This is a genomic window from Candidatus Micrarchaeota archaeon (assembly GCA_021163225.1).
GTDB lineage: Archaea > Micrarchaeota > Micrarchaeia > Anstonellales > JAGGXE01 > JAGGXE01.
On the sequence record JAGGXE010000025.1, the window covers coordinates 1 to 20,118 of the forward strand.

A 20,118-nucleotide genomic window follows, 5' to 3' on the forward strand; every position below is an offset into this window, starting at 1 on the left:
AGGTACATAATTAATAGGGATATACCTATCACCATTGCGGAGTACGAAGAATGATGACAATGAAATATTCTTAGCTAGCGCAATGCTTTTTGCATATTGCTTTTCTCCATACTGCTGTATGCAGATCTGCTCGGACGGTCCGGGCGTTCCCTTCTGTAAGTACTGAATATCTATACAGTGAATTTCGTAGTTTAGAGAAGGTAGGTCGGCCTTGGTAGAATTGAACAGAGTGAAAATAATGTCATTTACTCCTGGAGGAAGGGATGGGTCGTAGAACATCAGAAGGGAATACTCTGACGTATTATTCGTACTGTTTATCGTACTGTTCGATGTACTGGACTGTGTATTACATCCTGGCAGTACCATAATGGTAAACGCTATGAATACGCTTAACAGTCCAAAAAGGATCGTCCTTTTCATCATGTATCACCCCGTAGAAAATTCAAGATGTGATGTTTTGTGTATTCTGTTGTTTTTAAACCTATCTGTTTGTAAAACTAGTAAGCGTCTGACATGAGTCCGTAACCGATCAGCGAGAGTATGATGAACAGAACAACACCTAACACCGCTAAGAATATTATTCCCAATTTGAGACGGTTCAGTGCGTTAGAAATAGTGGATTTGGCCTCTTTGACATCTATCGCATCTACAGAATGTTTGAGGGTGGATAGAGAGTTATACGTCTGGACAACCGACCTATTCGTCTGAGCCAGGAGCGTTGCCGTGTCTTTTAAAGAAGCGGATGCCTCGGATAACTGTTCCGTTGATGAAGACAGGGAAGAAGTGGATACGCCCATAGAAGAAACGACCCCAGTAAGAGAAGATATCCCCTGGGAAAGGGAATCTATCCCATTACTCATGTGAACTATGGAATCTGATAGGTATGAAGACATATTCGAAAAAGAGGACAATGTATAAGAAGTGTCATCGATAAATCGGTTGGCGTTCGTTTCAAGTAAAATCACCTTGTCAAATTCAGAATTCACATAATCGCTGATACTGGAAAGATAAGAGAGGGAAAACAAACAGATACCTGCAGTAAGAAATATCCCGATAATTCCGAAAAGGATCACCAGCATACCTATTAATTTTTTCATTTTCAAACACCCAACGTCCCAAAAGCCACAGGGTAGGGGAAGGGATACGACCCTGTACTTCCACTATTCTTATTCTAGATAAATTTAAAATAATTATGTAACTATGGTTACATATGCTTCTCTATCTTTATGACATAAAGGTGGATTTGAAAGATTATTCAAAGGTCAAAAGAAGGTTCTATTATCATCTCAAAAAATCGCGTTTATGTAAACTGCCTCTCAAAACAAAATCCGTCATATTGGTTCCAGACGAACTGGAAGATGAAGCAGATGCCTTTTTCAATAGGTTTAAAGAGTACTTGGAAGTGTATAAAGCAAAAGTGATAGATTTGGAGGAACTCTAGTCTGAATAGTGGAAGTAAGGGGTCTCTGCATTCTACTGCTGCGAGACCACCACCACGTCTTCGACAGATTTTACATTCTTGTACAGAATACTCTTTTCCTTCAGTATTCTCACCGCATCCTCTTTAGTGATATGATAACTGAGCGGTTCCAGAGTAAGTCTTATGATCTCGCCTTTTTCAAGGTCTATTATTATGTCCTGAACCCTACCGAGGAACTTCCCTCCATCAGTATATATGTCCATACCATACATCTTCGATAATCTTATCGACATTCATATCACCCACTCAACTTTAATCAGAATAAAATTCCACAGAATCATTTATAAAACTAACGTTTACGAGATTATCCTATGAAGTTTGACCGCGCTCCCGATGTAAAGGCTATGGTTGAAGATATCGTTGAGGTATTAAAAGACAAGTTTTATTATATAGATACTGAAAGAATTATATGTTTGCGTTCTTTTGGTTCTAAGGCGAGGGCATACGCACGGATATGGAGTTTGCCTAAGATATGGCAGGTGGCGTTGGACATTCGTACCTTTTACGTTCTTGAAGTGATATCCCACCATTTCGATCAACTGCCCATTGAGAAAAAACGTAAGGTTATAATCCATGAACTCATGCATATTCCGACAACTTTTTCAGGGGCATTGACACCGCACAACTTTGTATGGAGAAGGATAGACGCTCGTTCAGTGAACAGATTGTACGAACTGTACAAAAAGAGAAAGATGGTCTAAGTTTGCCGTTCTTTATTTACCTGTCGAGTTTGTTCCTGTATTCGAGACATTCTTCTCCTTTTTTATATCCTGTATTATCTCCGCAGTCTCGTATCTATCTATACATTCTATCAATTCATCTGTCAGATCCCATTGGCAGAGATTGTTTACGCATATGCACGAGGTCTTATCACTTGTGTAGCAGGAGTATTCATCCTTCCACGGAACAGTCCTGTTATCTGTATAGTTGACCGGTGCGCATGTTTGATTGTATATTCCTGTGATATGACAATCCGCATCTGAACGGCATTCTATCTTCTTCTCTCTTACAGTTACATTCAGTCGAGTACAATTTTCCTTTAACTCTTCATTCATTATGTAATCGCAGTACGTTTTGTTTCCCCATCTACTGACGTATTGGTAATAGCAAATATCTTTGTTTTCGCCAGGTGTGACATAGTTGCAACAGTCCGGGTCATCGGCCGCATATGCCATCATTACCAAACAACCGTCTTTATACTCAGTATCATTGATGAACAGACAGAACCTGTAGTTCTTTTCATTGTAGGCGGCCTGTTTTAAACAGTAATCCGTTTTGTTCGACAATCTACATTCAAGATATTCGAGAAGCATCTTCTTAGCACTCCTGTAGGTATTGATAAATCTGGTTGTGTTATCGATAGGTCCCGGAAGTGTGAAAGCGTCCTCTGGAACCTTTGTGCTGAGCGATACCACTTTTCTCAGAAGTTGTTTTTCTATACCGTTCTCAGTATACGTTATGTTTACTAAGAGCGGGAGCCCAGTTTCATTATCCAAACACAACCTTTGCGTGAAATTGTTGAAAGATGTCACTATCTTGCTGTTAGGGCTCAACCCTATTTTCAATAGTTCGGTAAACGTAAGCTTTCTGTAGTTCGGTTTTATCACAAAGTATTTGCATTCTCGTCCGGCAACAGTTCTGTATTCAGGATAGGAGACATTCAATGCAGATGCGTTCTTCAACACTTCATAGGTAAGTATCGTCTTTTCCACGGAATCCTCATCCGTCAGTTTTTCTATAAGGTTCTTTTTCTCATAATAAAACAACGTATTATTCGTAACATCCGAACAGTATATCTCTTTCTTACCTGCCAACTGTACGCATGCATAGGTCGTTGTACCGTTCTTTATCATCCATCGTGTTTCAAACGGTGATACCGATTTTATGTAGTACCTGTTTCCATCCCTAATCCCTTCTATGTGATACGTAAGACCTTCCGAACGTTCATCAAATACCTGATAATAGACGGTCGTGTTCTTTTGTAGTTCCAAACTGTTGATCAGTTCCTTGTATCCGTCGTTCTTGTTATTTGTTGTACACCCTCCCATTACAATGATGACCGACAGTAATCCTAACACTATAAGTATCTTATCCATATCCATAGTAATCCCTCTTTAAATCCTGTCAAATCCGAATATTTCAACCTCGCTATTTATTTAAACATTATCTTTATCACGTCCCTATCCTTTAACATATGGTCTCTTCCGACCTTTCGTCCTGTCCTAACATCGATCGCTCCTATGAACCCTTCGGCAATGTCGGAATGGATCTTCTCGGCAAGGTCGATAACCGTAGACCCCTTTTTCATAAGGATCGCGTCCGGTACCACATTTCCCTGGGAATCTGTCAACTCCTTTTCATTTTCGACAGGATACACGACGATATATCCCAATACATCGAACACCGCCTTGTTCAGTATCTGTTGCACTCCAGACCCACCGTACCTGTCCAGGATCTCTCTTATTCTGTCCAGTACTGTTTTCTGTTCCTTCGATAACTGTCTGATTACTTCGAACCCCGAATCACCCGGAAGGTATTCGATGTATCCGTTCTTTGCAGCCTTTCGTAATACCAATTCGCCGAGGGCGTACGTCGGAACGATAACCTTGTCGGGATAGGCTTCTTTCAGCCTTTCTATGTTTTCATCCGCACCTTTTTCATCGACCTTATTAGCGGCGATCAGTATCGGTTTACCTCGACGGACGATGAGCCGGGCGATATCGAACCTGTCTTCTGGAGACCAGTTTTTCTTATCTTTTAAATCCAATTCCTTTAGTATTGAGATAGTAGTTTCTTCGGACACTTTCAAACTGTTGGTTATATCTACCAGTTTTTGTACATTCCCCGATTTTATCGTTCTCCAATGTCTCTCTAAAATACCGTCTATCCAATGGACAAGTTCCTCTTCCAAAAACATGACCTCCTTGACCGTGTCACCTTTACCCAATCTTCCATCGAGGTCTGTCCTACCGCTGGCGTCTACAACCTGGATCAAACAATCCGTACCTGCCAGGTCTGTCAGGAACCTGTTACCCAACCCTTTACCTTCATGAGCACCAGGGACAAGTCCCGCGACATCCACCAGTTTTGTAGGAATGAACCTTATTCCGTTTACACATCGTCCATGTTTTGGATTGCATTTCACTCCGAACTCTTTACATACACAGTTCGTTCTTACGTATGACAGACCTATGTTCGGGTCTATCGTAGTGAATGGATAATCTGCCATAGGCACATCTATCAGCGTAGCCGCACTGAAAAAAGTACTTTTCCCGCTGTTCGGTTTACCGCAGATTCCTATCTCCATAAAAACAACCTAAATTAAAATCATCAGGAAAAGTTTTTAATCATGATATCTTAAATCCTTTCATGCTCCTCACGGAAAAATACAGACCGAACAGACTTTCTAAGTTTTTGGGCAACACTTCTGAAATAAAAAAGGTAAAGCAATGGATATTGAACTGGAAGAGGGGCATTAAAGGTAAACCTTTGCTTATCACGGGTCCTGTTGGAGTTGGGAAAACTTCTCTGGCGCATGCCGTAGCCGATGAGTTCGGGTTTGAACTGTACGAGATAAACGAATCCCAAGAGTATTCGCACGATACAATAGAAAAACTTTTCAATCATTCTCTTGTCTCGGGTACATTGTTCGGCAAACCCCGGCTCCTTCTTGTAGACGATGCGGATAAGATGGCTCTCATGGGTAGGGGTTTGGCATCTAAACTGTCGTCCCTTCTCAAGGATCCGCCGTTCCCGATAATCCTCACAGCCATAGACCCTTGGGACCCGTCCTTGTCCTCCGTACGCGGGTTCTGCGAGGTCATAACCTTGAAAAGGCCGAGCAATTCCACACTTGAACGTTATCTCCTATTGATTGCAGAAAAAGAAAAGATCCCGGTCACTAAAGAGATGATAAAGAAGATTGTTGAATCGGCTGAAGGAGACGTCAGGGCGGCTCTGAACAGTCTTCAAGGGATGAGTACCGCACCGAGAAACATAAACATCAAGATTATGGATGCGCTCAGACGCATGTTCAATGCAAAAACCTTTGTAGATGCGAGGAGGATAACTACGATGGTAGATATGGACCCAGATATGTTGACTCTTTGGATAGAGGAAAACATGCCGAGAGAACTGCAGGACCCCGAGGAATTGGCAGAAGGGTTTTATTATCTGTCACGTGCAGACGTATTTCGGGGAAGAATAAAAAGAAGAAACGTTTGGGGTTTCTTAAGGTATTCACTATCACTTATGACAGCGGGCGTGGCTCTGGCGAAAAAGGAGCACAGGTTCAGGTTTGTTCCCTACACGTTTCCGACCTATCTGAAATACATGAGCAGAACAAAGGAGCACAGACGAACACTGAACAGTATAATAACCAAGTTCAAAAACCATGGAAGGATCCATGCATCCGGTAAAGAGATACGGGAAATGCTACCTCTCATAAAACTTCTTATCGAGAAATACGATGGAGAGGCCCTCTCTTTCTATGACCTTGACCCCAAGGAAGCTGCATTCATTCTTGGTACAACGGAATCAAAGGCAAAGAAGTATTTTTAAAAAATCTTGAACACACCGTCTGCTATCAGGTGTGAAACGTATCCGACCAATCCGAAAACGGCGAGATAGTAGTCTTTTGATACTAAAAATATCATTATCGCGTATGCGAGGGCTGCAGCAAAACCGTGCGTTATCCCTCTGTGTCTCGGACGTAACAGTTCGGTTAACATGATCAGCAGCAAGAAAATCCCCAAAGTAACCAGTACCATCTTCGCAAGGTCATCGAAAAGCGACATCGATATCACAACACTTAACGGAAGCAGAACAACACCCCTCAATAAAGAGGTGGCTTTACTCTTAGGATGGTCTATGTCGGGTGTGAGAGCACTCACAGTACCGAAGATGATGTACCATATGTTCGGCTTGATTAGAAATCCGATAACTGTTGAACTCAATCCTCCTACTATGAGATGACCTTTGTAATTCATGGCATCACTCGAATTGTAGTATCAATTCCTTGACCTGTTTAACTATTTCTTTTTCGTCTTCTTTGTCCAGTTTAGTGAGGTTGTAATACAGTTGACCTTCGGCAAAATGTAGGGCTAACGCTTCTTCGTCATCAAGGCATTGAAGATGATACAGTGCTAGGAGAGGTTCTAATTCCTTTCTCAACCTTTCAACACGTGGAATATCCTCTTTATCATTGACCTTTCGTTTGTATGTTAACCTTTTTCTGACCTTGTTCGGAAGCAAAATTAGTATCAATTGTATCAATGTGTCGATGGCTCTTCTCAACCTGTACTTCAATGAACGTTCTCTTTTCACTTCTTTCCCCGATTTCGAGACAACCACCTCTGTTTTTTCCGTGTTCTCCAAAACCGTGCTTTTAACCAACCTATCTTCTAATGCAAAGAATTCCTTAGGCAACAGGTCAACCTTCTCCTTCATCCTCTTTTCATCCTTGGTTTTCAATTCCATCCGTGTCGCCTCGGTTATTTTATCGCATATCTCTTTAAAATTCTTTTTGGTCTATCTTTATTCATGGATTCCGATGATTGGCAGCAATGGTTGTTGGTCCTAACCTTCATAGTACTCGGCGGGATAATCATCTCACTGTATTATTTAGGTAAATCCGCACCAGATTATCCTCCTTCCCCACCGACAGACGTGTACGCGTTTCAAAACGGGTCCGTCGTGTTCATTCGATGGACTCCTTCTATTTCAGGCGACGTTATCGGGTATAACGTATACAGAAGCACGAAAAAAGGAGTTCTGGGGGAACGAGTTAATAATAGGGTCATCAACGGTTCATCTTACACAGACACCTTTTATCTTCCGGAAGGTCAATATTTCTATACTGTCCGTGCAGTTGATCGTTCTAATGAAGAGGATAACCTTAACCAGGTATCTGTTAACATAGATAGAACTCCGCCTACCGATTGTGAGATTCAGATATCCCGTCCAGTTGTCAAGGTTCCTCAGGTGCTCGTGTTCATGACTTGTGAGGACGCATACTTCTGCAGGTTTAAGGATGACGGTCATGAATGGTCTCAATTCTTCCCGTATACGCAGTACTTCACAGTCCCTCTTTACAATGAGTCGGGTGAAAGAAAACTGTACGGACAATGTATGGATAACCACGGTAATCTCGGATCGATCGTTTATTCTGTCGTGACGATAGATGACCATCCTCCTGAAATCGACGAAGTGGTCGGGTTGACGAGCGGGTTCTACCATGTTGGCGGAAACGCGTCCCTTGTGTTCAATGTTAGCGATGATTATTCAAAGGAAGTGAGATGTACTCTGTACATAAATGATATCCCTGTTAAAGATGAAGAAACAAACACTGGATCAACGATCTTGTTCAACATCTCTTTCAAAGAGAGAGGCCCATATATTATATCGCTCCAGTGTTCTGATGTTGCAGGAAACATTGCAAGATGGGTTGATGTTGCACGTGTTATCGAATAGTCAGAAGATAAAGAAGCAAAGAGTTGGGTATAAAACTTGATTCTCCACATGTTAATCGGATTTGCACGGTCACAGGACCTACGAGATCCGGTAGAAACATTTAAAAACATACTCTTTCAGATAAATTACGACGTAGGACGTCGATATGTATTTGTAGGAGGTGTTTACAATGGGCGAAAGAATAGGTAAAGAAAAGATAGAGAGGGAACCGGGTTATCTTTATTATGTAGGGAAGGACGGTTATGTGTGGAGAGCCCCCATGAAGTTTAACAAACGGGGTCGTAAGAAGAGAGTAGGTACCGAGAAGATCATCAAAGAGCCGGGTTACATGTATTACGTGGACAAAAAAGGTTATGTGGCACGTGCCAGATTGAAGAATTGGCCCGGCAAAAAAGGTAAACGAAGATAAACCCTTCCTTTTCTTCTTTTTATGCGCGATGTCCCTAAGGTTATCATAGATACAAATTTTTTCCTCCTTATCCCTAGATTCAAATTGGACATCTTTAAAGAGGTTAGGGCAGAAATAGGAAACTGTGAATTCATCGTATCCAAAGGAATACTTGAAGAATTGAACCGTTTATCTAAGACCGATAGAGATGCAAGGTTTGTGTTAAATGTTCTTAAAAAGACGAGGGTCAAGGTTGTTGAGAACAACGACCCTGTGGACAGATGGATCTTCAGATACTCTAAACAACTTAAGGATGAAGGGTTCGACGTATATGTGTGTACCAATGATCTCTCTCTTAGAAAACGTTTAAAATCTATCGGAGTGAAAACAGTTATCCTAAGAGGGTACGGCAGGATCGCTGTTATGTAGGTGATGGTAATGTTGTGGATAGGTTTGGTTGGCGGTGTAGCAGCGGTACTGTTTGCATTAGGTTTAGCCTACATGATAAAAGGATACAGTGAGGGTAATGAGAAGATGAGGCACATCGCCGAACTGATAAGGAAAGGGGCCAAAACTTATCTCAATAAACAGTATCGTGTACTGTCCGTCTTTGTCGTCATTGTTGCTTTGATCCTATTGTTGGTTCTTGGTTATAGAGAGGCTATCGCATTCGTTGCCGGTGCACTACTTTCGTCAAGCGCAGGATACATGGGTATGATGGTTGCTACGTCTGCTAACAGCAGAACTGCAGAGGCATGCAGAAAAGAACTCAATAAAGGGTTACGTGTCGCGTTCTCATCGGGTTCCATTATGGGTATGCTTGTTGTAGGTCTCGGGTTGTTAGGTGTGACCGTGTTTTATTTGATCTTTCATGACCCTAACGTGTTGTTCGCTTTCGGGTTCGGTGCATCATCCATAGCATTGTTTGCGCGTGTCGGAGGAGGCATATACACTAAGGCGGCAGATGTTGCAGCCGACCTTGTCGGAAAAGTAGAAGAAAACATTCCTGAAGATGACCCGCGTAATCCTGCGGTGATCGCTGATCAGGTGGGGGACAACGTCGGTGATGTGGCTGGGATGGGTGCCGACCTGTTCGAGAGTTACGTTGACTCCATAATTGCAGCCATACTTATAGGTTCGTCCATCTCTGCTATTTTCGGAACGCTTCCCATAATCCTTGCCACGGTAGGTATATTCTCATCCATCCTCGGCTACTTCTTTGTAAACGTAGGGAAAGGAGGCGATCCTTCAAAGGCGTTGAACAGAGGTATACTCGTTGCCGGAGGTATTATGTTTATCGCATCTTATTTTGTTGTTCAATGGTTGACAGGCGGTTTGGAGTTATGGATTTCGATAGTGTTGGGTTTGGTGGTAGGGATACTTATCGGGTTTACAACTGAATATTATACATCTTACAAGTATCCTCCGACTAAGTCGGTAGCAAATGCTTCTGTGTCGGGAGCGGCAACAAACATAATAACAGGTATTTCTGTTGGTATGGAGAGTACATTCGTACCGGTAGTGCTCGTAGTGATAGGTATCGTTGTATCCTACGCGGTTTCCGGGTTGTACGGTGTTGCATTGGCCGCCGTCGGCATGTTATCCATATTAGGGATAACGCTTGCCGCGGATACGTACGGGCCGGTTGCGGATAACGCTGCAGGGATAGCCGAGATGGCAGGACTGGGGAAGAAAGTGAGGGAGAGGACCGAGATGCTCGACGCGGTGGGTAACACTACTGCAGCGGTCGGTAAAGGGTTTGCAATAGGTTCGGCGGCATTAACGGCCTTGGCACTGTTTTCATCCTATGTGTCTATCTCGGGACTGAAAGGGATCGATATAACTGACCCTAATGTGGTGGGTGGCATATTCATAGGTGCACTTCTACCCTTCCTGTTTTCGGCACTCACCCTGCGGTCGGTCGGTGAAGCCGCAAACACGATGGTGAACGAGATAAGAAGGCAGTTCAAGGACAAGAAGATTCTTGAAGGTAAGAAGGAGCCGGATTATTCCAGATGTATCGCCATCAGTACACATTCCGCATTACGTAAGATGGTGCTCCCGAGCGTGATCGCATTGGTTGCTCCTATCGTAGTTTGGTTTACTCTTGGTCCGGAGGGTACGGGCGGTTTATTGGTAGGGTCGATAGCGTCAGGATTCATGCTCGCCCTGTTCATGGCTAATGCGGGCGGTGCTTGGGACAATGCCAAGAAGTATGTTGAAGCAGGTCATCTCGGTGGTAAAGGTAGTGAAGTGCATAAAGCAACCGTTACCGGCGATACGGTTGGTGACCCGTTCAAGGATTGCAGCGGTCCGTCCCTGAACATCCTGATAAAGTTGATGTCCATCATTTCAATACTCCTGGCCATGGCGATCTTCCACTAAAATTTATAAAGAAGTTTGTACAAATACCTGCAAAACAGTTTTAATGTTTAAAGGGCCCGTGGTCTAGTGGTTATGACGTCCGCCTCACACGCGGGAGGTCCCCGGTTCGAATCCGGGCGGGCCCATTGTTAGAGGTGGTATGAATGTTCAACCTGCTCCATGTGAAGGATAAGGTGAGGGTGCCGCCTAGATATTTTTCTATGCGGTTGGAAGATGCATTAACCGAGTTACTCAGCGAGAAGTACGAGAGAGTGGTGGATAAGGAGATAGGTGTAGTACTTTCCATCCATAATGTGGAACCGAAAAGTGAGGGTATAATCATACCCGGGGACCCTTCTGCATATTTCGATGTAGAATTCGACGCCCTCGTGTTCAAGCCCGTGGTCAACGAAGTGGTAAGAACAGAGGTTACCGAAGTCGTGGAATTCGGTGCTTTCCTTTGGCTGGGTCCTGTTGACGGGTTGGTCCATCTCTCTCAGATAACGAACGATTTTCTGACTTACAACCGCAGGATACCTGCATTGATAGGTAAGGATACGAAACGGACACTCAAGAAAGGGGACACCGTGCTTGCCAAGATCTCTACTGTGAGCATGAGCGGTACGATCAAGGATGTGAAGATAGGACTGACAATGCGTCCTTTAGGGTTGGGTAAGGAGGAATGGGTAGTCCAGGAACTTAAGAAGAGAGAGAAAGAAAAAACCGCTGAGAAGCAGAAGAAGAAAAAGAAGTGAGCGAAATATGTTCAGGTGGTTTGTATGAAGGCGTGTAAGGATTGCCATTACCTTTTCGAGGAAGGGGACAAATGTCCTGCCTGCGGCTCTGAAAACATCTCTGAAAAGTTTACCGGATTGATCATCGTTCTTGATCCGGAACGGTCGGAAGTTGCAAAAAAGATAGGTGCGAAAACGCCCGGAAGATATGCAGTGAAAGTTAGATGATGCGTTTTGTCTATGAAAACCCGGCAGTTATTGTTGATGATGCGTTGGTTATTACCGATTTACATATAGGACGCGATGTCGAATCCATTCCGTACGGTGATGAAATCATCGATATGGCCGACTATTATCTGGAAAGGATCCTTGAGATCAGGGATGACACGAGAGAACTCATCATATTGGGAGATGTAAAAGAACCACTGTTTACTGTTCCCAATCAGGTATTCGATTTTTTCAGTAGGGTTAAGAAAGAGTTCGACCGTGTTGTGGTAGTCAAAGGAAACCATGACCACGGGATCGATAAGATACCGGATATAACCGTTGTGAACGAGTACGTTAAATCAGATGTAGGAATGGTTCACGGGCATGCGATACCTTCACCGAACATGTGGAACCACAGTTATCTTTTGTTCGGTCATCTGCATTACTATTATAATGTGCGTTCTGAAATAGGTAAAAACCTAAGGATTAAGGTTTATCTGGTAGCACGTTTAAATCCGGGGGAGATAGCGAGATTGTTGGGCGGGGGTAACCGTTTTAACAAAGATTTAACAGCAGTGTTTTTACCATCTTTCAACCCCAACATATTCGGTATCGATGTCACGAAGATCGACAATGTAGAACGACCTTTCAGGAAGGAATTGTTTAAAATGGACGATGCGCAGGTGTACACGCTATCAGGGATCTGTTTAGGCACTGTCCGCAGTCTGCGTTCATGAATAGTTTTTAGAAATTACTCGTTAAGTTGAGTTTGGAGGATTTGAGGAATAAGTCGCATTGTGCGATTGTGAACAATTCAACATGGAGAAAAATTTTCCACCGAACCCATCTATTATACTTATCTCCGAAAATTTTTGTCCCTTCACAACTCACATATCCTTACCTATCTATTTCTCAGGTATCGAGAAGAAACGTTCAGGGAGGTGTGTTGCTAAACCTGAAAAAACAGCAAGTAATATAAAGTTTTATATCAATAAAATAACAGGATGATTAAGAGGTAGATGATTATGGGTAAGAAGGGAAGAGGTAGAGAAACACTCGTCACCTGTGTTGCTTGTGGAAGAAAGGTTCCAAGGTCTAAAGCCGTTCTTTTGGAAAGACCTATTGTTTATTCAACGGATTTGAAGACCGGGGAGGATGTTAAATCAGTGGTCAGGAGTAAAGAATACTATTGTCCGAGTTGTGCCAAGCATCGGCACATCTATGAGAGGAAGAAGAGACAACTCATGAGAAAAAGAAAAGAATAGAATTGTGTGATGTGTATGGTGAAGAATATTGTTGTCGAAGGCACCGTAAAATTCGATGAGAAAACCTACAAGGCATTGAAACTGCACTTCGGCAACATCCCGCTTCTGATCGTCAAGACCCGTCGAGGATACGTCGCTTCAACGTACATAGATGTCAGTGCGGCGGAGAAACTGGGTGATGTGGCATGTTTTGTATCTAACGTCAAAGATTTTTCAGACCTTCATAATGCAAAGATAAAACACGTTACCTCATGGGCTGAGGACCTTGGTCTTCGGCCGGGCATGACACTTAAGAAGGCATTAGAAATCCTGGACTCGGAATAAATCGGAGAGTGTGAACCTATGAAATGCCATGACCATCCGGATAGGGAGGCATTCGCACGGTGTTCTATCTGTCACCGTCCGTTCTGTAAAGAGGACCTGGTTAAGGTAGGTGATGAATACGTTTGCATACATTGCCTGAAAAAACTGCTTAAAAAAACGGTGAGCGGCACACGCACACCGTACAAATCCCTGAACCTCTCTTTATTTCTTTCTGCTTCACTTTACACGATACTTGCGGTGTTCATATTCCTTATCAACCTGTACCTCCTGCCCTATGTTACCGAAGACCTTAGGTCATTGGAGGCAAGATACTTCTTTACCCAGATGCTTTTCGTTCTGATACTTTTTGTAGAGGTGTTGCTCATCCTTGTTTCCAACAAATCCTCATTGATCTTAGGCTTCCTTCTTTCTGTATGGTTTGTAGTGCTTCCTTTCATTCAGGTCCCGCCGTTGGAATTGAACCTGATAAACACGGTCTTCTACATAGTCATTCCTCTGTTAGCGTTACTGTTCCTGTTCGTTGGTAAGGAAGGTCTGGAACACGAACCGTTCTACAGGTGAACGGCATGCACGAACGCAACATCGTCCGCGGTTTGATAGAGTCCGCCTTGTCCGATGAGAAAGTTAGTTCTCTACTCGATGAAGGGTGGAAGATTGTTCGGTTCGTAGTTATAAACGGGTCGCTGTCACCTGTATCCTCCTCCGACTTGGAAAGGGTGTTCAGGGAGGAGGGATATGATGTGGACGTGATTGAGGAGGAGGCGGTTGTAAACTGCGAGTGCGGTTATAACGGTCCGCCAAAGGTTGTGGAACGCGGACACGATTTTGTTGTTTGGACATGTCCGTCCTGTGACCGTCTTTATCCGAAGGTCATCTCTGGTGACAGGATCGTTTTGGTTAAGGCCGTTGTAGAGCGTCCGAAGGTTTGATCTGTTCGTTTGTAGACACTTCCGACTCAACAGCCCTAACGATTTCGTCTTTGCTCATCATACCTCGGTACACTGTGTTCCCTATCACTATCGTCGGATAAGAGGATACGTTAAACTGTTTTTTAAGTACATCTATCGCTATGTTATCCAGGTCACCGTCAAACGAATATATGCGTACGGACATGTTCTTTGCAAGGAGTTCTTTCCGCGCCATGAAGAGTTCGGTACCCTGTTGGAAACAGTGCGGGCATACATCCTTATTGTTCGAATAAAAATACAGGATCGGTATGAAAGAACCGTTGCATCTTTCGTTAGCCAACCTTACAAGCATGAAGTTTCTGAATTCCAGGTTGGAATACTGGGATTTAAGACGAAGGTCCGACACGCCTCTCTGCTGCTCCAGGTAATCTATCTGTTCACCTATCTTCCAACTTTCCTCTTCAAACTTGTCTGAGAGTTCTCTGTACACATTGCAGAAGAGACTTGGGTCGGATGATGTCAATGTCAATACTTGAAGGGACATGGTGTTATCGTTCAATGTGTATATGGAATCCTCGATATCGGATACTGATGATTTGGTGATATTGATACCTATGAAAATGCCTATCAGGAACACTAAACCGCTGATCACGAACGCTATTGCGTACACTTCCCAAGTGAAACCCTCTGTCCCATGCCTTTTCTTTGTCGGCGGTTCTATCTCGTTCCCCAAATGTATCCCCCTCCTCTCAGTTCCTGCCAGAAGGTTATTATCCAGACCGCTACCCAGATGTAACCGTAGAAGAATACGTATGATATGAAAGGAACGATGTCCTTCATACCCACCCTCTTTTCCCCTGCTCTACTACGGAGCACGTTCACAAGGTAGGCTGTGTAAGGTATTCCGATAATCAGAACAACGACGGTAGTCAGCATGAGTGGGTCTATCGAAAGGAGCAGAGAACTCAAGTATCCCAACCTCTCCGTCCACAACCCGTTGTAGAGCACATTTCTCAGTATTCCTATCGCGAATATGACAAGCGGTATGGAATAAACGAAATCGAACATCATACCGAAGAACACAAAATCACCGTACTTAGGCGAGTACAACCTACGATGGTATATCCTGTTCCATATACCTCCGCGTAACCATCTCACTCTTTGTTTGATCAGTTTGAACAACGTGTCCGGCACAACAGTGTAAGAAAACGCGTCCAAGGAGGCCCTTATCTTGTACCCATGTCTCTGCAGGTTGATAGCTATTTCCTGGTCTTCGGTGAGACTGTTTTTATTGAACCCGCCTACCTCGAAGAACGGCTCTCTTCTGAACATGCTAAGTCCGCCGGGTGTGACATAGACGGATTCTACACCCATGATCAATCTCCTAAGCACTAATATAATGTCGTATTCTATGGCCTGAACCTTCTCTATCAAATTCTTTGGGTCGTATACCCTTACCGCACCGGTTACCGCGGCAACGTCCTTCTCCCGGAAATACGCGATCAACCTTCTAAATGCCTGTGTATCGACCCTCGAGTCCGAGTCGAGCGTTGCGATGAACTCCCCTGTAGACCTTTCTGCACCGTAGTTCTTGGCGTCTGCAGCGCCACCGTTCGGTTTCCGATATACCTTCACGCCGTACTTGGTATATTCCCTTGCTATATCATAGGTATCATCGGTAGACCCGTCATCCACAACGATCACTTCGAGTTTATCTTCGGGATAATCCGAAGCCAGTACAGATTCTATCGATGCTCTTATATTCTCCGATTCGTTGTACGCGGGTATCACAACCGATATCTTCGGAAGGTCTTCATCTGGCACGGGTTCCGGTGACCAGTGAACAAGTTTTCTAAACCTTATGAGGAGCGCGATGTATATTACGTTGACATAGAGGAGTATGAAGGCTGAGATGTAGGTGAATGCAGTCCACACTGGGTCGTACATGCTGTTGATTCCTCAGTGTAACTTTTAAAAGTTTGCTATGATATAATTCTTCCTACCTTTCTATTTAGAAGGTGAGTTTCATGAAACTGACGATAATACGAAAGGGGAAAACCGAGGAGAGAGAAGTTCAACCCGGAGAGTCGATAAGGTCTTTATTCGACAGCAGAACGGTACTGGCGGTAAGGGTGAGATATTCAGACAATCACGAGGAAGTAGTAGGACTTGCTGACAGAATAACTGGAGATATGGTGTCGGTCGAACCGTTAACCTTCGATGACCCCGATGGCAAGAAGGTCTACTGGCATACGAGTGCCCATGTGCTCGCTCAGGCGGTGAAGGAACTGTTTCCAGACGCTAAACTTACTATCGGTCCGCCGATAGAGGATGGGTTTTACTACGATATCGATCATTCGCCCTTCACACCTGAGGACCTGGAAAAGATAGAAGCGCGTATGAAGGAGATCATTAAGGAGGACATACCTTTGGTGCGCGAAGAGGTCTCTTACGAGAAGGCCAAGGAATTGTTCAAAGACAATCCTTACAAACTGGAGATGATAGAGGAGATCTTCAGGGAAGGCGGTAAACTGTCTGTGTATCGTCAGGGAGATTTTTTCGACCTTTGCAGAGGTCCGCATCTACCTTCAACCGGTTACATAGGTGCGGTAAAGTTGACAAAGGTGTCTGGAGCGTATTGGCGTGGCGATGCCCGTAACCCTCAGTTGCAAAGGATTTACGGTATTTCTTTTCCTACTGAGAAACAACTTGAATCCTATCTTCAGGCTTTAGAGGAGGCGGCTAAACGTGATCACAGGAAGATAGGTAAAGAGTTGGACCTGTTCAGTTTTCATGAGGAAGCTCCCGGGTTCCCGTTCTGGCATCCTAAAGGCATGGTCATATACAATTCCATCATATCCTATTATCGTGACCTATTACGAAAACACGGATATCAGGAAGTGAAGGGTCCGATGATTCTGAACCGTAAACTCTGGGAACGGTCCGGGCACTGGGACCATTACAGGGACAACATGTATTTCTTAAAGATAGATGATATAGATTATGCAGTCAAACCGATGAATTGTCCGGCCCACGTCTTGATCTACAAAACCAAGGTGCATTCTTATCGAGAGTTCCCTATCAAATACGCCGAGTTCGGGTTGGTGCACAGGCACGAGTTGGCGGGCGTGCTCCACGGGTTGTTACGTGTCCGTGCGTTCACGCAAGACGATGCGCATATCTTCTGCCTTCCTGATCAGATAGAGGAGGAGATAGTCAAATTGATAGACCTGGTTTTCGAGGTCTACCGTACGTTCGGGTTCGAAGACGTTCATGTGGAACTCAGTACCAGACCCGAGGATTACATGGGAGACCTTGAGACATGGGAACGTGCCGAATCGGCGTTGCGTGCCGCTCTTGACCGTAAGAATATAGAGTACACGATTAATGAAGGTGAGGGCGCGTTCTATGGGCCGAAGATCGATTTCCATATCAAAGATTGTATGGGCCGTTCTTGGCAATGCGGTACTATTCAGTTGGATTTTGCAATGCCGCAGACGTTGGACATGGTTTATATGGGTCCCGACGGTACTACTAACCATAGACCCGTTATGATACACAGGGCAATACTGGGAAGCATAGAACGGTTTATAGGTATTCTGCTGGAACACTATGGGGGCAAACTTCCTCTATGGTTATCCCCTGTACAGGTTCGTATCATAACCGTTAACGACGAGGTCATCGATTATGCTGAGAAGGTGAGAGAGAAACTTGAAGATGCTGGGATCAGGGTTGAAACCGATTACGGTCACGAAACGGTGTCCAAAAAGATCCGTGAGGCACAACTTTCCAAAGTGAACTATACCGTCGTAATCGGAGAAAGGGAGAAGAAGTACGGGCAACTGAGCGTCAGGACACGGAGCAACAGGAACTACCCCGGGATACCTGTTGACACGTTTCTCGAGACGTTGAAGAAGGAGATCGATAGCAAGAGCATCAAACCTCTGATAGAATGAATATTTTTTCAAACCCTTTTAACGTTCTATCCTTTCTTATTCCCTTTCATGAATGTTGTGAGCCGTTTCTGAACACTGAGTTTTCTTTCGACGCGTTTTCTGTATTTTATCAGTCTTCGTTTTATCTCTGATTCGACAAGAAAACTTACTGTATGGTATTTGAGATTGTCCAACGAATCAGCGGATATGACCTTTGCCGCATGTTTCTTAAGACAGGCGTTCACCATATCGATCTTGGTGTCTATGTGCCGAAGTATTTCAAACAACTCTTTCTCATCCTTTTTGGATAGGTCCTCTTCACGGACCAGATACGGAGAATTGCCAGTAGCCAACGAGATTATTCGTTTGTGATTTGTCAGGTACGGAAATTCCTTCTTTACAAGGTCATTCTTCATATGGAAAGAAAGCACGAAAAAAATTAAACCTTTTGCGTGATGATTTCTGAGATTGCGATTGTGAATAAATTCTGATTGACGGGATCAGAGGGGGTTTTCTAACGAACCCTTCTCATACTCACATATTCCAAGATAACCAACCATAACCAACCCCTTCTGATAGCACCCATTTCCAACTCGGGATTAATTTTTAAATAATTGTTCGCAAAGCATTCTGAGATATGTACCAGGTTCCATCACTCTTTATCGAGAGGTACCGGGCCCTACTTGGAGGAGAATTCGACGAGTTTATGGAGTGTTTGGTTCGTCCGGCACGGAGAGGTGTCAGAATCAATACGTTAAAGGTCTTGGATGTTGATTCTCTGTTGGAGTCTGTCAGGGGATACGGATGGGACCTGACACGTGTTCCGTGGTACAGGTACGGCTACTGGATAGATGGCGAATGTAATATCACTCCTGGAAACACTGTGGAAGGGTTCCTAGGTCTGTTGTACGGTCAGGACCCATCTTCTATGATCCCGCCTCTTGTAATGGACCTGCATTCCGATGAAAGTCTTAAGATCCTTGATATGTGTGCATCTCCTGGGTCAAAGACATCGATGATCGCAGAACTTGTAAAAAATAGAGGGGTAGTCGTAGCCAACGAACTCAAACCTTCACGGATCAAACCTTTGGTTAACAACCTCAGAAAGTTGGGTGTGCTGAACACGGTTGTGATCAACCGTAACGGTATCTATCTCCCACGGATCTTCGGAAGGGAGACGTTCGACCGTGTCCTTGTGGACGCGCCGTGTTCCGGGGAGGGGTTGATCAGGTACAACTGGAACGTTTTGAAGGGATGGAACATCGCTAAGGTCAGACATTATTCAAGGATACAAAAACAACTTTTGATGGCGGGCGTTTCGCTACTGAAACCGGATGGTGTCCTGGTGTATTCTACGTGTACGTTCGCGCCTGAGGAAAATGAGGAGGTTATCGATTACGTGATCTCCGAAAGGGAGGATGTGATAATAGAGGAAATAACACTTGATGGATTGAGGTTTCATCGGGGAATAGAAGAGTGGAACGGACGCGTATATTCCGATGAATTGCGGAAGACGGTGCGCGTATTCCCTCACGATAACGATAGTGAAGGATTTTTCATAGCAAAGTTGAGAAAGGTGGTCTGAATGCTCGATGAAAGGAAAGCGAGAAAAGAGATATCCAAGTTTGCAGAGATACCGAACGAATTATGTGTGGTTCCTCTCGGTTCTTCACATCGCAGAGTTGCGATCATCACACGGGAACTGCTCTCCTTTATCCGCAGTCATCGGATGAGTGTAGAGGCGTACGGTATCCCGATCCTGAAGGAGACCAACTTAGGTGTAAAACCCTCAACCGATGGTTTGCAGTGTCTGTCACCTTTCATAAAAGGGGATGCTCTGCTCCTTCTGGATAAGAATGAAGCGGAGAGGTTTATCCGCGGCGATGCGGTCCCCATAGATGGAGATAGGTTATCTTGCATTATGCCGAACATAGATAAACGTAACGGGACCTACGTGATCGTCGGTTACATTATAGGAAGACCGTACGCATTGGGATGTGGGTTGTTGAAATACATGAACGGTAGACACGTCATCGTGCCTC

At 44.1% G+C, this 20,118-nt stretch carries 27 protein-coding genes and 1 tRNA gene; 18 read left to right on the forward strand and 10 right to left on the reverse strand.

The features are described from left to right. Together J7K41_01835 and J7K41_01840 are read right to left on the reverse strand one after the other, a co-directional pair. Nucleotides 1–420: hypothetical protein (locus J7K41_01835; protein MCD6549431.1), on the reverse strand; the 420-nt coding region annotated here is incomplete at its 3' end. Between the two features lie 77 nt (nt 421–497). Next, entirely contained in the window at nt 498–1,097 is a 600-nt protein-coding gene (locus J7K41_01840) for a hypothetical protein (GenBank protein MCD6549432.1), read from the reverse strand. Nucleotides 1,098–1,210: 113 nt separating this feature from the next. On the opposite strand from J7K41_01840, the gene J7K41_01845 reads away from it, so the two are divergent. Further along, entirely contained in the window at nt 1,211–1,441 is a 231-nt protein-coding gene (locus tag J7K41_01845) for a hypothetical protein (GenBank protein ID MCD6549433.1), read from the forward strand. 32 nt (nt 1,442–1,473) lie between these two features. On the opposite strand, the gene J7K41_01850 is transcribed toward J7K41_01845, so the two are convergent. After that, a complete protein-coding gene (locus tag J7K41_01850) occupies nt 1,474–1,713 on the reverse strand; it encodes a PRC-barrel domain-containing protein (GenBank protein ID MCD6549434.1) in 240 nt (79 codons plus the stop codon). A 78-nt stretch (nt 1,714–1,791) separates the two neighbouring features. Here J7K41_01850 and J7K41_01855 point away from each other — a divergent pair, with 78 nt between their 5' ends. Continuing rightward, entirely contained in the window at nt 1,792–2,181 is a 390-nt protein-coding gene (locus J7K41_01855) for a metallopeptidase (GenBank protein MCD6549435.1), read from the forward strand. 12 nt (nt 2,182–2,193) lie between these two features. Here the strand turns inward: J7K41_01855 and J7K41_01860 are convergent, their stop codons facing one another. After that, on the reverse strand, nt 2,194–3,582 hold the full coding sequence (locus J7K41_01860; GenBank protein MCD6549436.1) for a hypothetical protein: 1,389 nt from the start codon (nt 3,580–3,582) through the stop codon (nt 2,194–2,196). Nucleotides 3,583–3,632: 50 nt separating this feature from the next. After that, nucleotides 3,633–4,787, reverse strand: coding sequence for a redox-regulated ATPase YchF (locus J7K41_01865; GenBank protein ID MCD6549437.1), 1,155 nt, complete (start codon nt 4,785–4,787; stop codon nt 3,633–3,635). A gap of 62 nt (nt 4,788–4,849) precedes the next feature. Between J7K41_01865 and J7K41_01870 the strand changes: the two genes are divergently transcribed. Continuing rightward, nucleotides 4,850–6,040 (forward strand): replication factor C large subunit, encoded by a 1,191-nt coding sequence (locus J7K41_01870; protein ID MCD6549438.1) that lies wholly within the window; start codon nt 4,850–4,852, stop codon nt 6,038–6,040. Here the strand turns inward: J7K41_01870 and J7K41_01875 are convergent. Both J7K41_01875 and J7K41_01880 read right to left on the reverse strand, forming a co-directional pair. Continuing rightward, nucleotides 6,037–6,468 (reverse strand): metal-dependent hydrolase, encoded by a 432-nt coding sequence (locus tag J7K41_01875; GenBank protein ID MCD6549439.1) that lies wholly within the window; start codon nt 6,466–6,468, stop codon nt 6,037–6,039. The genes J7K41_01870 and J7K41_01875 overlap by 4 nt on opposite strands. Before the next feature lie 4 nt (nt 6,469–6,472). Further along, the gene (locus tag J7K41_01880; GenBank protein MCD6549440.1) at nt 6,473–6,958 is read right to left on the reverse strand and encodes a hypothetical protein; all 486 of its coding nucleotides are present in this window, start codon (nt 6,956–6,958) and stop codon (nt 6,473–6,475) included. A 63-nt stretch (nt 6,959–7,021) separates the two neighbouring features. Between J7K41_01880 and J7K41_01885 the strand changes: the two genes are divergently transcribed. The 12 genes from J7K41_01885 to J7K41_01940 all read left to right on the forward strand — a co-directional run bounded on the left by J7K41_01885 (nt 7,022) and on the right by J7K41_01940 (nt 14,162). Next, nucleotides 7,022–7,951, forward strand: coding sequence for a fibronectin type III domain-containing protein (locus J7K41_01885; protein ID MCD6549441.1), 930 nt, complete (start codon nt 7,022–7,024; stop codon nt 7,949–7,951). A 169-nt stretch (nt 7,952–8,120) separates the two neighbouring features. After that, entirely contained in the window at nt 8,121–8,360 is a 240-nt protein-coding gene (locus tag J7K41_01890; protein ID MCD6549442.1) for a hypothetical protein, read from the forward strand. A gap of 21 nt (nt 8,361–8,381) precedes the next feature. Then, the gene (locus J7K41_01895; GenBank protein ID MCD6549443.1) at nt 8,382–8,768 is read left to right on the forward strand and encodes a hypothetical protein; all 387 of its coding nucleotides are present in this window, start codon (nt 8,382–8,384) and stop codon (nt 8,766–8,768) included. A 3-nt stretch (nt 8,769–8,771) separates the two neighbouring features. Further along, nucleotides 8,772–10,724 (forward strand): sodium-translocating pyrophosphatase, encoded by a 1,953-nt coding sequence (locus tag J7K41_01900; GenBank protein MCD6549444.1) that lies wholly within the window; start codon nt 8,772–8,774, stop codon nt 10,722–10,724. A 52-nt stretch (nt 10,725–10,776) separates the two neighbouring features. Further along, nucleotides 10,777–10,849: transfer RNA gene (locus tag J7K41_01905), tRNA-Val, on the forward strand. Between the two features lie 18 nt (nt 10,850–10,867). Continuing rightward, entirely contained in the window at nt 10,868–11,458 is a 591-nt protein-coding gene (locus J7K41_01910) for a DNA-directed RNA polymerase (protein MCD6549445.1), read from the forward strand. A 24-nt stretch (nt 11,459–11,482) separates the two neighbouring features. Continuing rightward, nucleotides 11,483–11,665, forward strand: a complete 183-nt coding sequence (locus tag J7K41_01915) for a DNA-directed RNA polymerase, subunit E'' (protein ID MCD6549446.1) — start codon at nt 11,483–11,485, stop codon at nt 11,663–11,665. Continuing rightward, entirely contained in the window at nt 11,662–12,381 is a 720-nt protein-coding gene (locus J7K41_01920; protein MCD6549447.1) for a metallophosphoesterase family protein, read from the forward strand. The genes J7K41_01915 and J7K41_01920 overlap by 4 nt, the downstream gene beginning before the upstream one ends. A 288-nt stretch (nt 12,382–12,669) precedes the next feature. Continuing rightward, nucleotides 12,670–12,909 (forward strand): hypothetical protein, encoded by a 240-nt coding sequence (locus tag J7K41_01925; protein MCD6549448.1) that lies wholly within the window; start codon nt 12,670–12,672, stop codon nt 12,907–12,909. 15 nt (nt 12,910–12,924) lie between these two features. Beyond that, complete coding sequence (locus J7K41_01930; protein ID MCD6549449.1) at nt 12,925–13,233, forward strand: DUF1805 domain-containing protein; 309 nt, start codon at nt 12,925–12,927, stop codon at nt 13,231–13,233. A gap of 18 nt (nt 13,234–13,251) precedes the next feature. Continuing rightward, nucleotides 13,252–13,794, forward strand: coding sequence for a hypothetical protein (locus tag J7K41_01935; GenBank protein MCD6549450.1), 543 nt, complete (start codon nt 13,252–13,254; stop codon nt 13,792–13,794). 5 nt (nt 13,795–13,799) lie between these two features. Then, nucleotides 13,800–14,162 (forward strand): hypothetical protein, encoded by a 363-nt coding sequence (locus tag J7K41_01940; GenBank protein MCD6549451.1) that lies wholly within the window; start codon nt 13,800–13,802, stop codon nt 14,160–14,162. Here J7K41_01940 and J7K41_01945 read toward each other — a convergent pair. Then, nucleotides 14,131–14,874, reverse strand: coding sequence for a hypothetical protein (locus tag J7K41_01945; GenBank protein ID MCD6549452.1), 744 nt, complete (start codon nt 14,872–14,874; stop codon nt 14,131–14,133). The genes J7K41_01940 and J7K41_01945 overlap by 32 nt on opposite strands. Beyond that, entirely contained in the window at nt 14,859–16,088 is a 1,230-nt protein-coding gene (locus J7K41_01950; protein MCD6549453.1) for a glycosyltransferase family 2 protein, read from the reverse strand. The genes J7K41_01945 and J7K41_01950 overlap by 16 nt, the downstream gene beginning before the upstream one ends. Before the next feature lie 86 nt (nt 16,089–16,174). Here J7K41_01950 and thrS point away from each other — a divergent pair, with 86 nt between their 5' ends. Further along, the gene (thrS, locus tag J7K41_01955) at nt 16,175–18,097 is read left to right on the forward strand and encodes a threonine--tRNA ligase (GenBank protein MCD6549454.1); all 1,923 of its coding nucleotides are present in this window, start codon (nt 16,175–16,177) and stop codon (nt 18,095–18,097) included. 26 nt (nt 18,098–18,123) lie between these two features. On the opposite strand, the gene J7K41_01960 is transcribed toward thrS, so the two are convergent. Beyond that, complete coding sequence (locus tag J7K41_01960; GenBank protein ID MCD6549455.1) at nt 18,124–18,492, reverse strand: hypothetical protein; 369 nt, start codon at nt 18,490–18,492, stop codon at nt 18,124–18,126. 221 nt (nt 18,493–18,713) lie between these two features. Here J7K41_01960 and J7K41_01965 point away from each other — a divergent pair, with 221 nt between their 5' ends. Together J7K41_01965 and J7K41_01970 are read left to right on the forward strand one after the other, a co-directional pair. Next, a complete protein-coding gene (locus tag J7K41_01965; GenBank protein MCD6549456.1) occupies nt 18,714–19,661 on the forward strand; it encodes an RsmB/NOP family class I SAM-dependent RNA methyltransferase in 948 nt (315 codons plus the stop codon). Further along, nucleotides 19,662–20,118: hypothetical protein (locus tag J7K41_01970; GenBank protein ID MCD6549457.1), on the forward strand; the 457-nt coding region annotated here is incomplete at its 3' end.

Coding starts and splice junctions, on each gene's coding strand:
- J7K41_01840 (MCD6549432.1), bottom strand. CDS start 1,097: ATGAAAAAATTAATAGGTATGCTGGTGATCCTTTTCGGAATTATCGGG.
- J7K41_01845 (MCD6549433.1), top strand. CDS start 1,211: ATGCTTCTCTATCTTTATGACATAAAGGTGGATTTGAAAGATTATTCA.
- J7K41_01850 (MCD6549434.1), bottom strand. CDS start 1,713: ATGTCGATAAGATTATCGAAGATGTATGGTATGGACATATATACTGAT.
- J7K41_01855 (MCD6549435.1), top strand. CDS start 1,792: ATGAAGTTTGACCGCGCTCCCGATGTAAAGGCTATGGTTGAAGATATC.
- J7K41_01860 (MCD6549436.1), bottom strand. CDS start 3,582: ATGGATATGGATAAGATACTTATAGTGTTAGGATTACTGTCGGTCATC.
- J7K41_01865 (MCD6549437.1), bottom strand. CDS start 4,787: ATGGAGATAGGAATCTGCGGTAAACCGAACAGCGGGAAAAGTACTTTT.
- J7K41_01870 (MCD6549438.1), top strand. CDS start 4,850: ATGCTCCTCACGGAAAAATACAGACCGAACAGACTTTCTAAGTTTTTG.
- J7K41_01875 (MCD6549439.1), bottom strand. CDS start 6,468: ATGAATTACAAAGGTCATCTCATAGTAGGAGGATTGAGTTCAACAGTT.
- J7K41_01880 (MCD6549440.1), bottom strand. CDS start 6,958: ATGGAATTGAAAACCAAGGATGAAAAGAGGATGAAGGAGAAGGTTGAC.
- J7K41_01885 (MCD6549441.1), top strand. CDS start 7,022: ATGGATTCCGATGATTGGCAGCAATGGTTGTTGGTCCTAACCTTCATA.
- J7K41_01890 (MCD6549442.1), top strand. CDS start 8,121: ATGGGCGAAAGAATAGGTAAAGAAAAGATAGAGAGGGAACCGGGTTAT.
- J7K41_01895 (MCD6549443.1), top strand. CDS start 8,382: ATGCGCGATGTCCCTAAGGTTATCATAGATACAAATTTTTTCCTCCTT.
- J7K41_01900 (MCD6549444.1), top strand. CDS start 8,772: ATGGTAATGTTGTGGATAGGTTTGGTTGGCGGTGTAGCAGCGGTACTG.
- J7K41_01910 (MCD6549445.1), top strand. CDS start 10,868: ATGTTCAACCTGCTCCATGTGAAGGATAAGGTGAGGGTGCCGCCTAGA.
- J7K41_01915 (MCD6549446.1), top strand. CDS start 11,483: ATGAAGGCGTGTAAGGATTGCCATTACCTTTTCGAGGAAGGGGACAAA.
- J7K41_01920 (MCD6549447.1), top strand. CDS start 11,662: ATGATGCGTTTTGTCTATGAAAACCCGGCAGTTATTGTTGATGATGCG.
- J7K41_01925 (MCD6549448.1), top strand. CDS start 12,670: ATGGGTAAGAAGGGAAGAGGTAGAGAAACACTCGTCACCTGTGTTGCT.
- J7K41_01930 (MCD6549449.1), top strand. CDS start 12,925: ATGGTGAAGAATATTGTTGTCGAAGGCACCGTAAAATTCGATGAGAAA.
- J7K41_01935 (MCD6549450.1), top strand. CDS start 13,252: ATGAAATGCCATGACCATCCGGATAGGGAGGCATTCGCACGGTGTTCT.
- J7K41_01940 (MCD6549451.1), top strand. CDS start 13,800: ATGCACGAACGCAACATCGTCCGCGGTTTGATAGAGTCCGCCTTGTCC.
- J7K41_01950 (MCD6549453.1), bottom strand. CDS start 16,088: ATGTACGACCCAGTGTGGACTGCATTCACCTACATCTCAGCCTTCATA.
- J7K41_01960 (MCD6549455.1), bottom strand. CDS start 18,492: ATGAAGAATGACCTTGTAAAGAAGGAATTTCCGTACCTGACAAATCAC.
- J7K41_01965 (MCD6549456.1), top strand. CDS start 18,714: ATGTACCAGGTTCCATCACTCTTTATCGAGAGGTACCGGGCCCTACTT.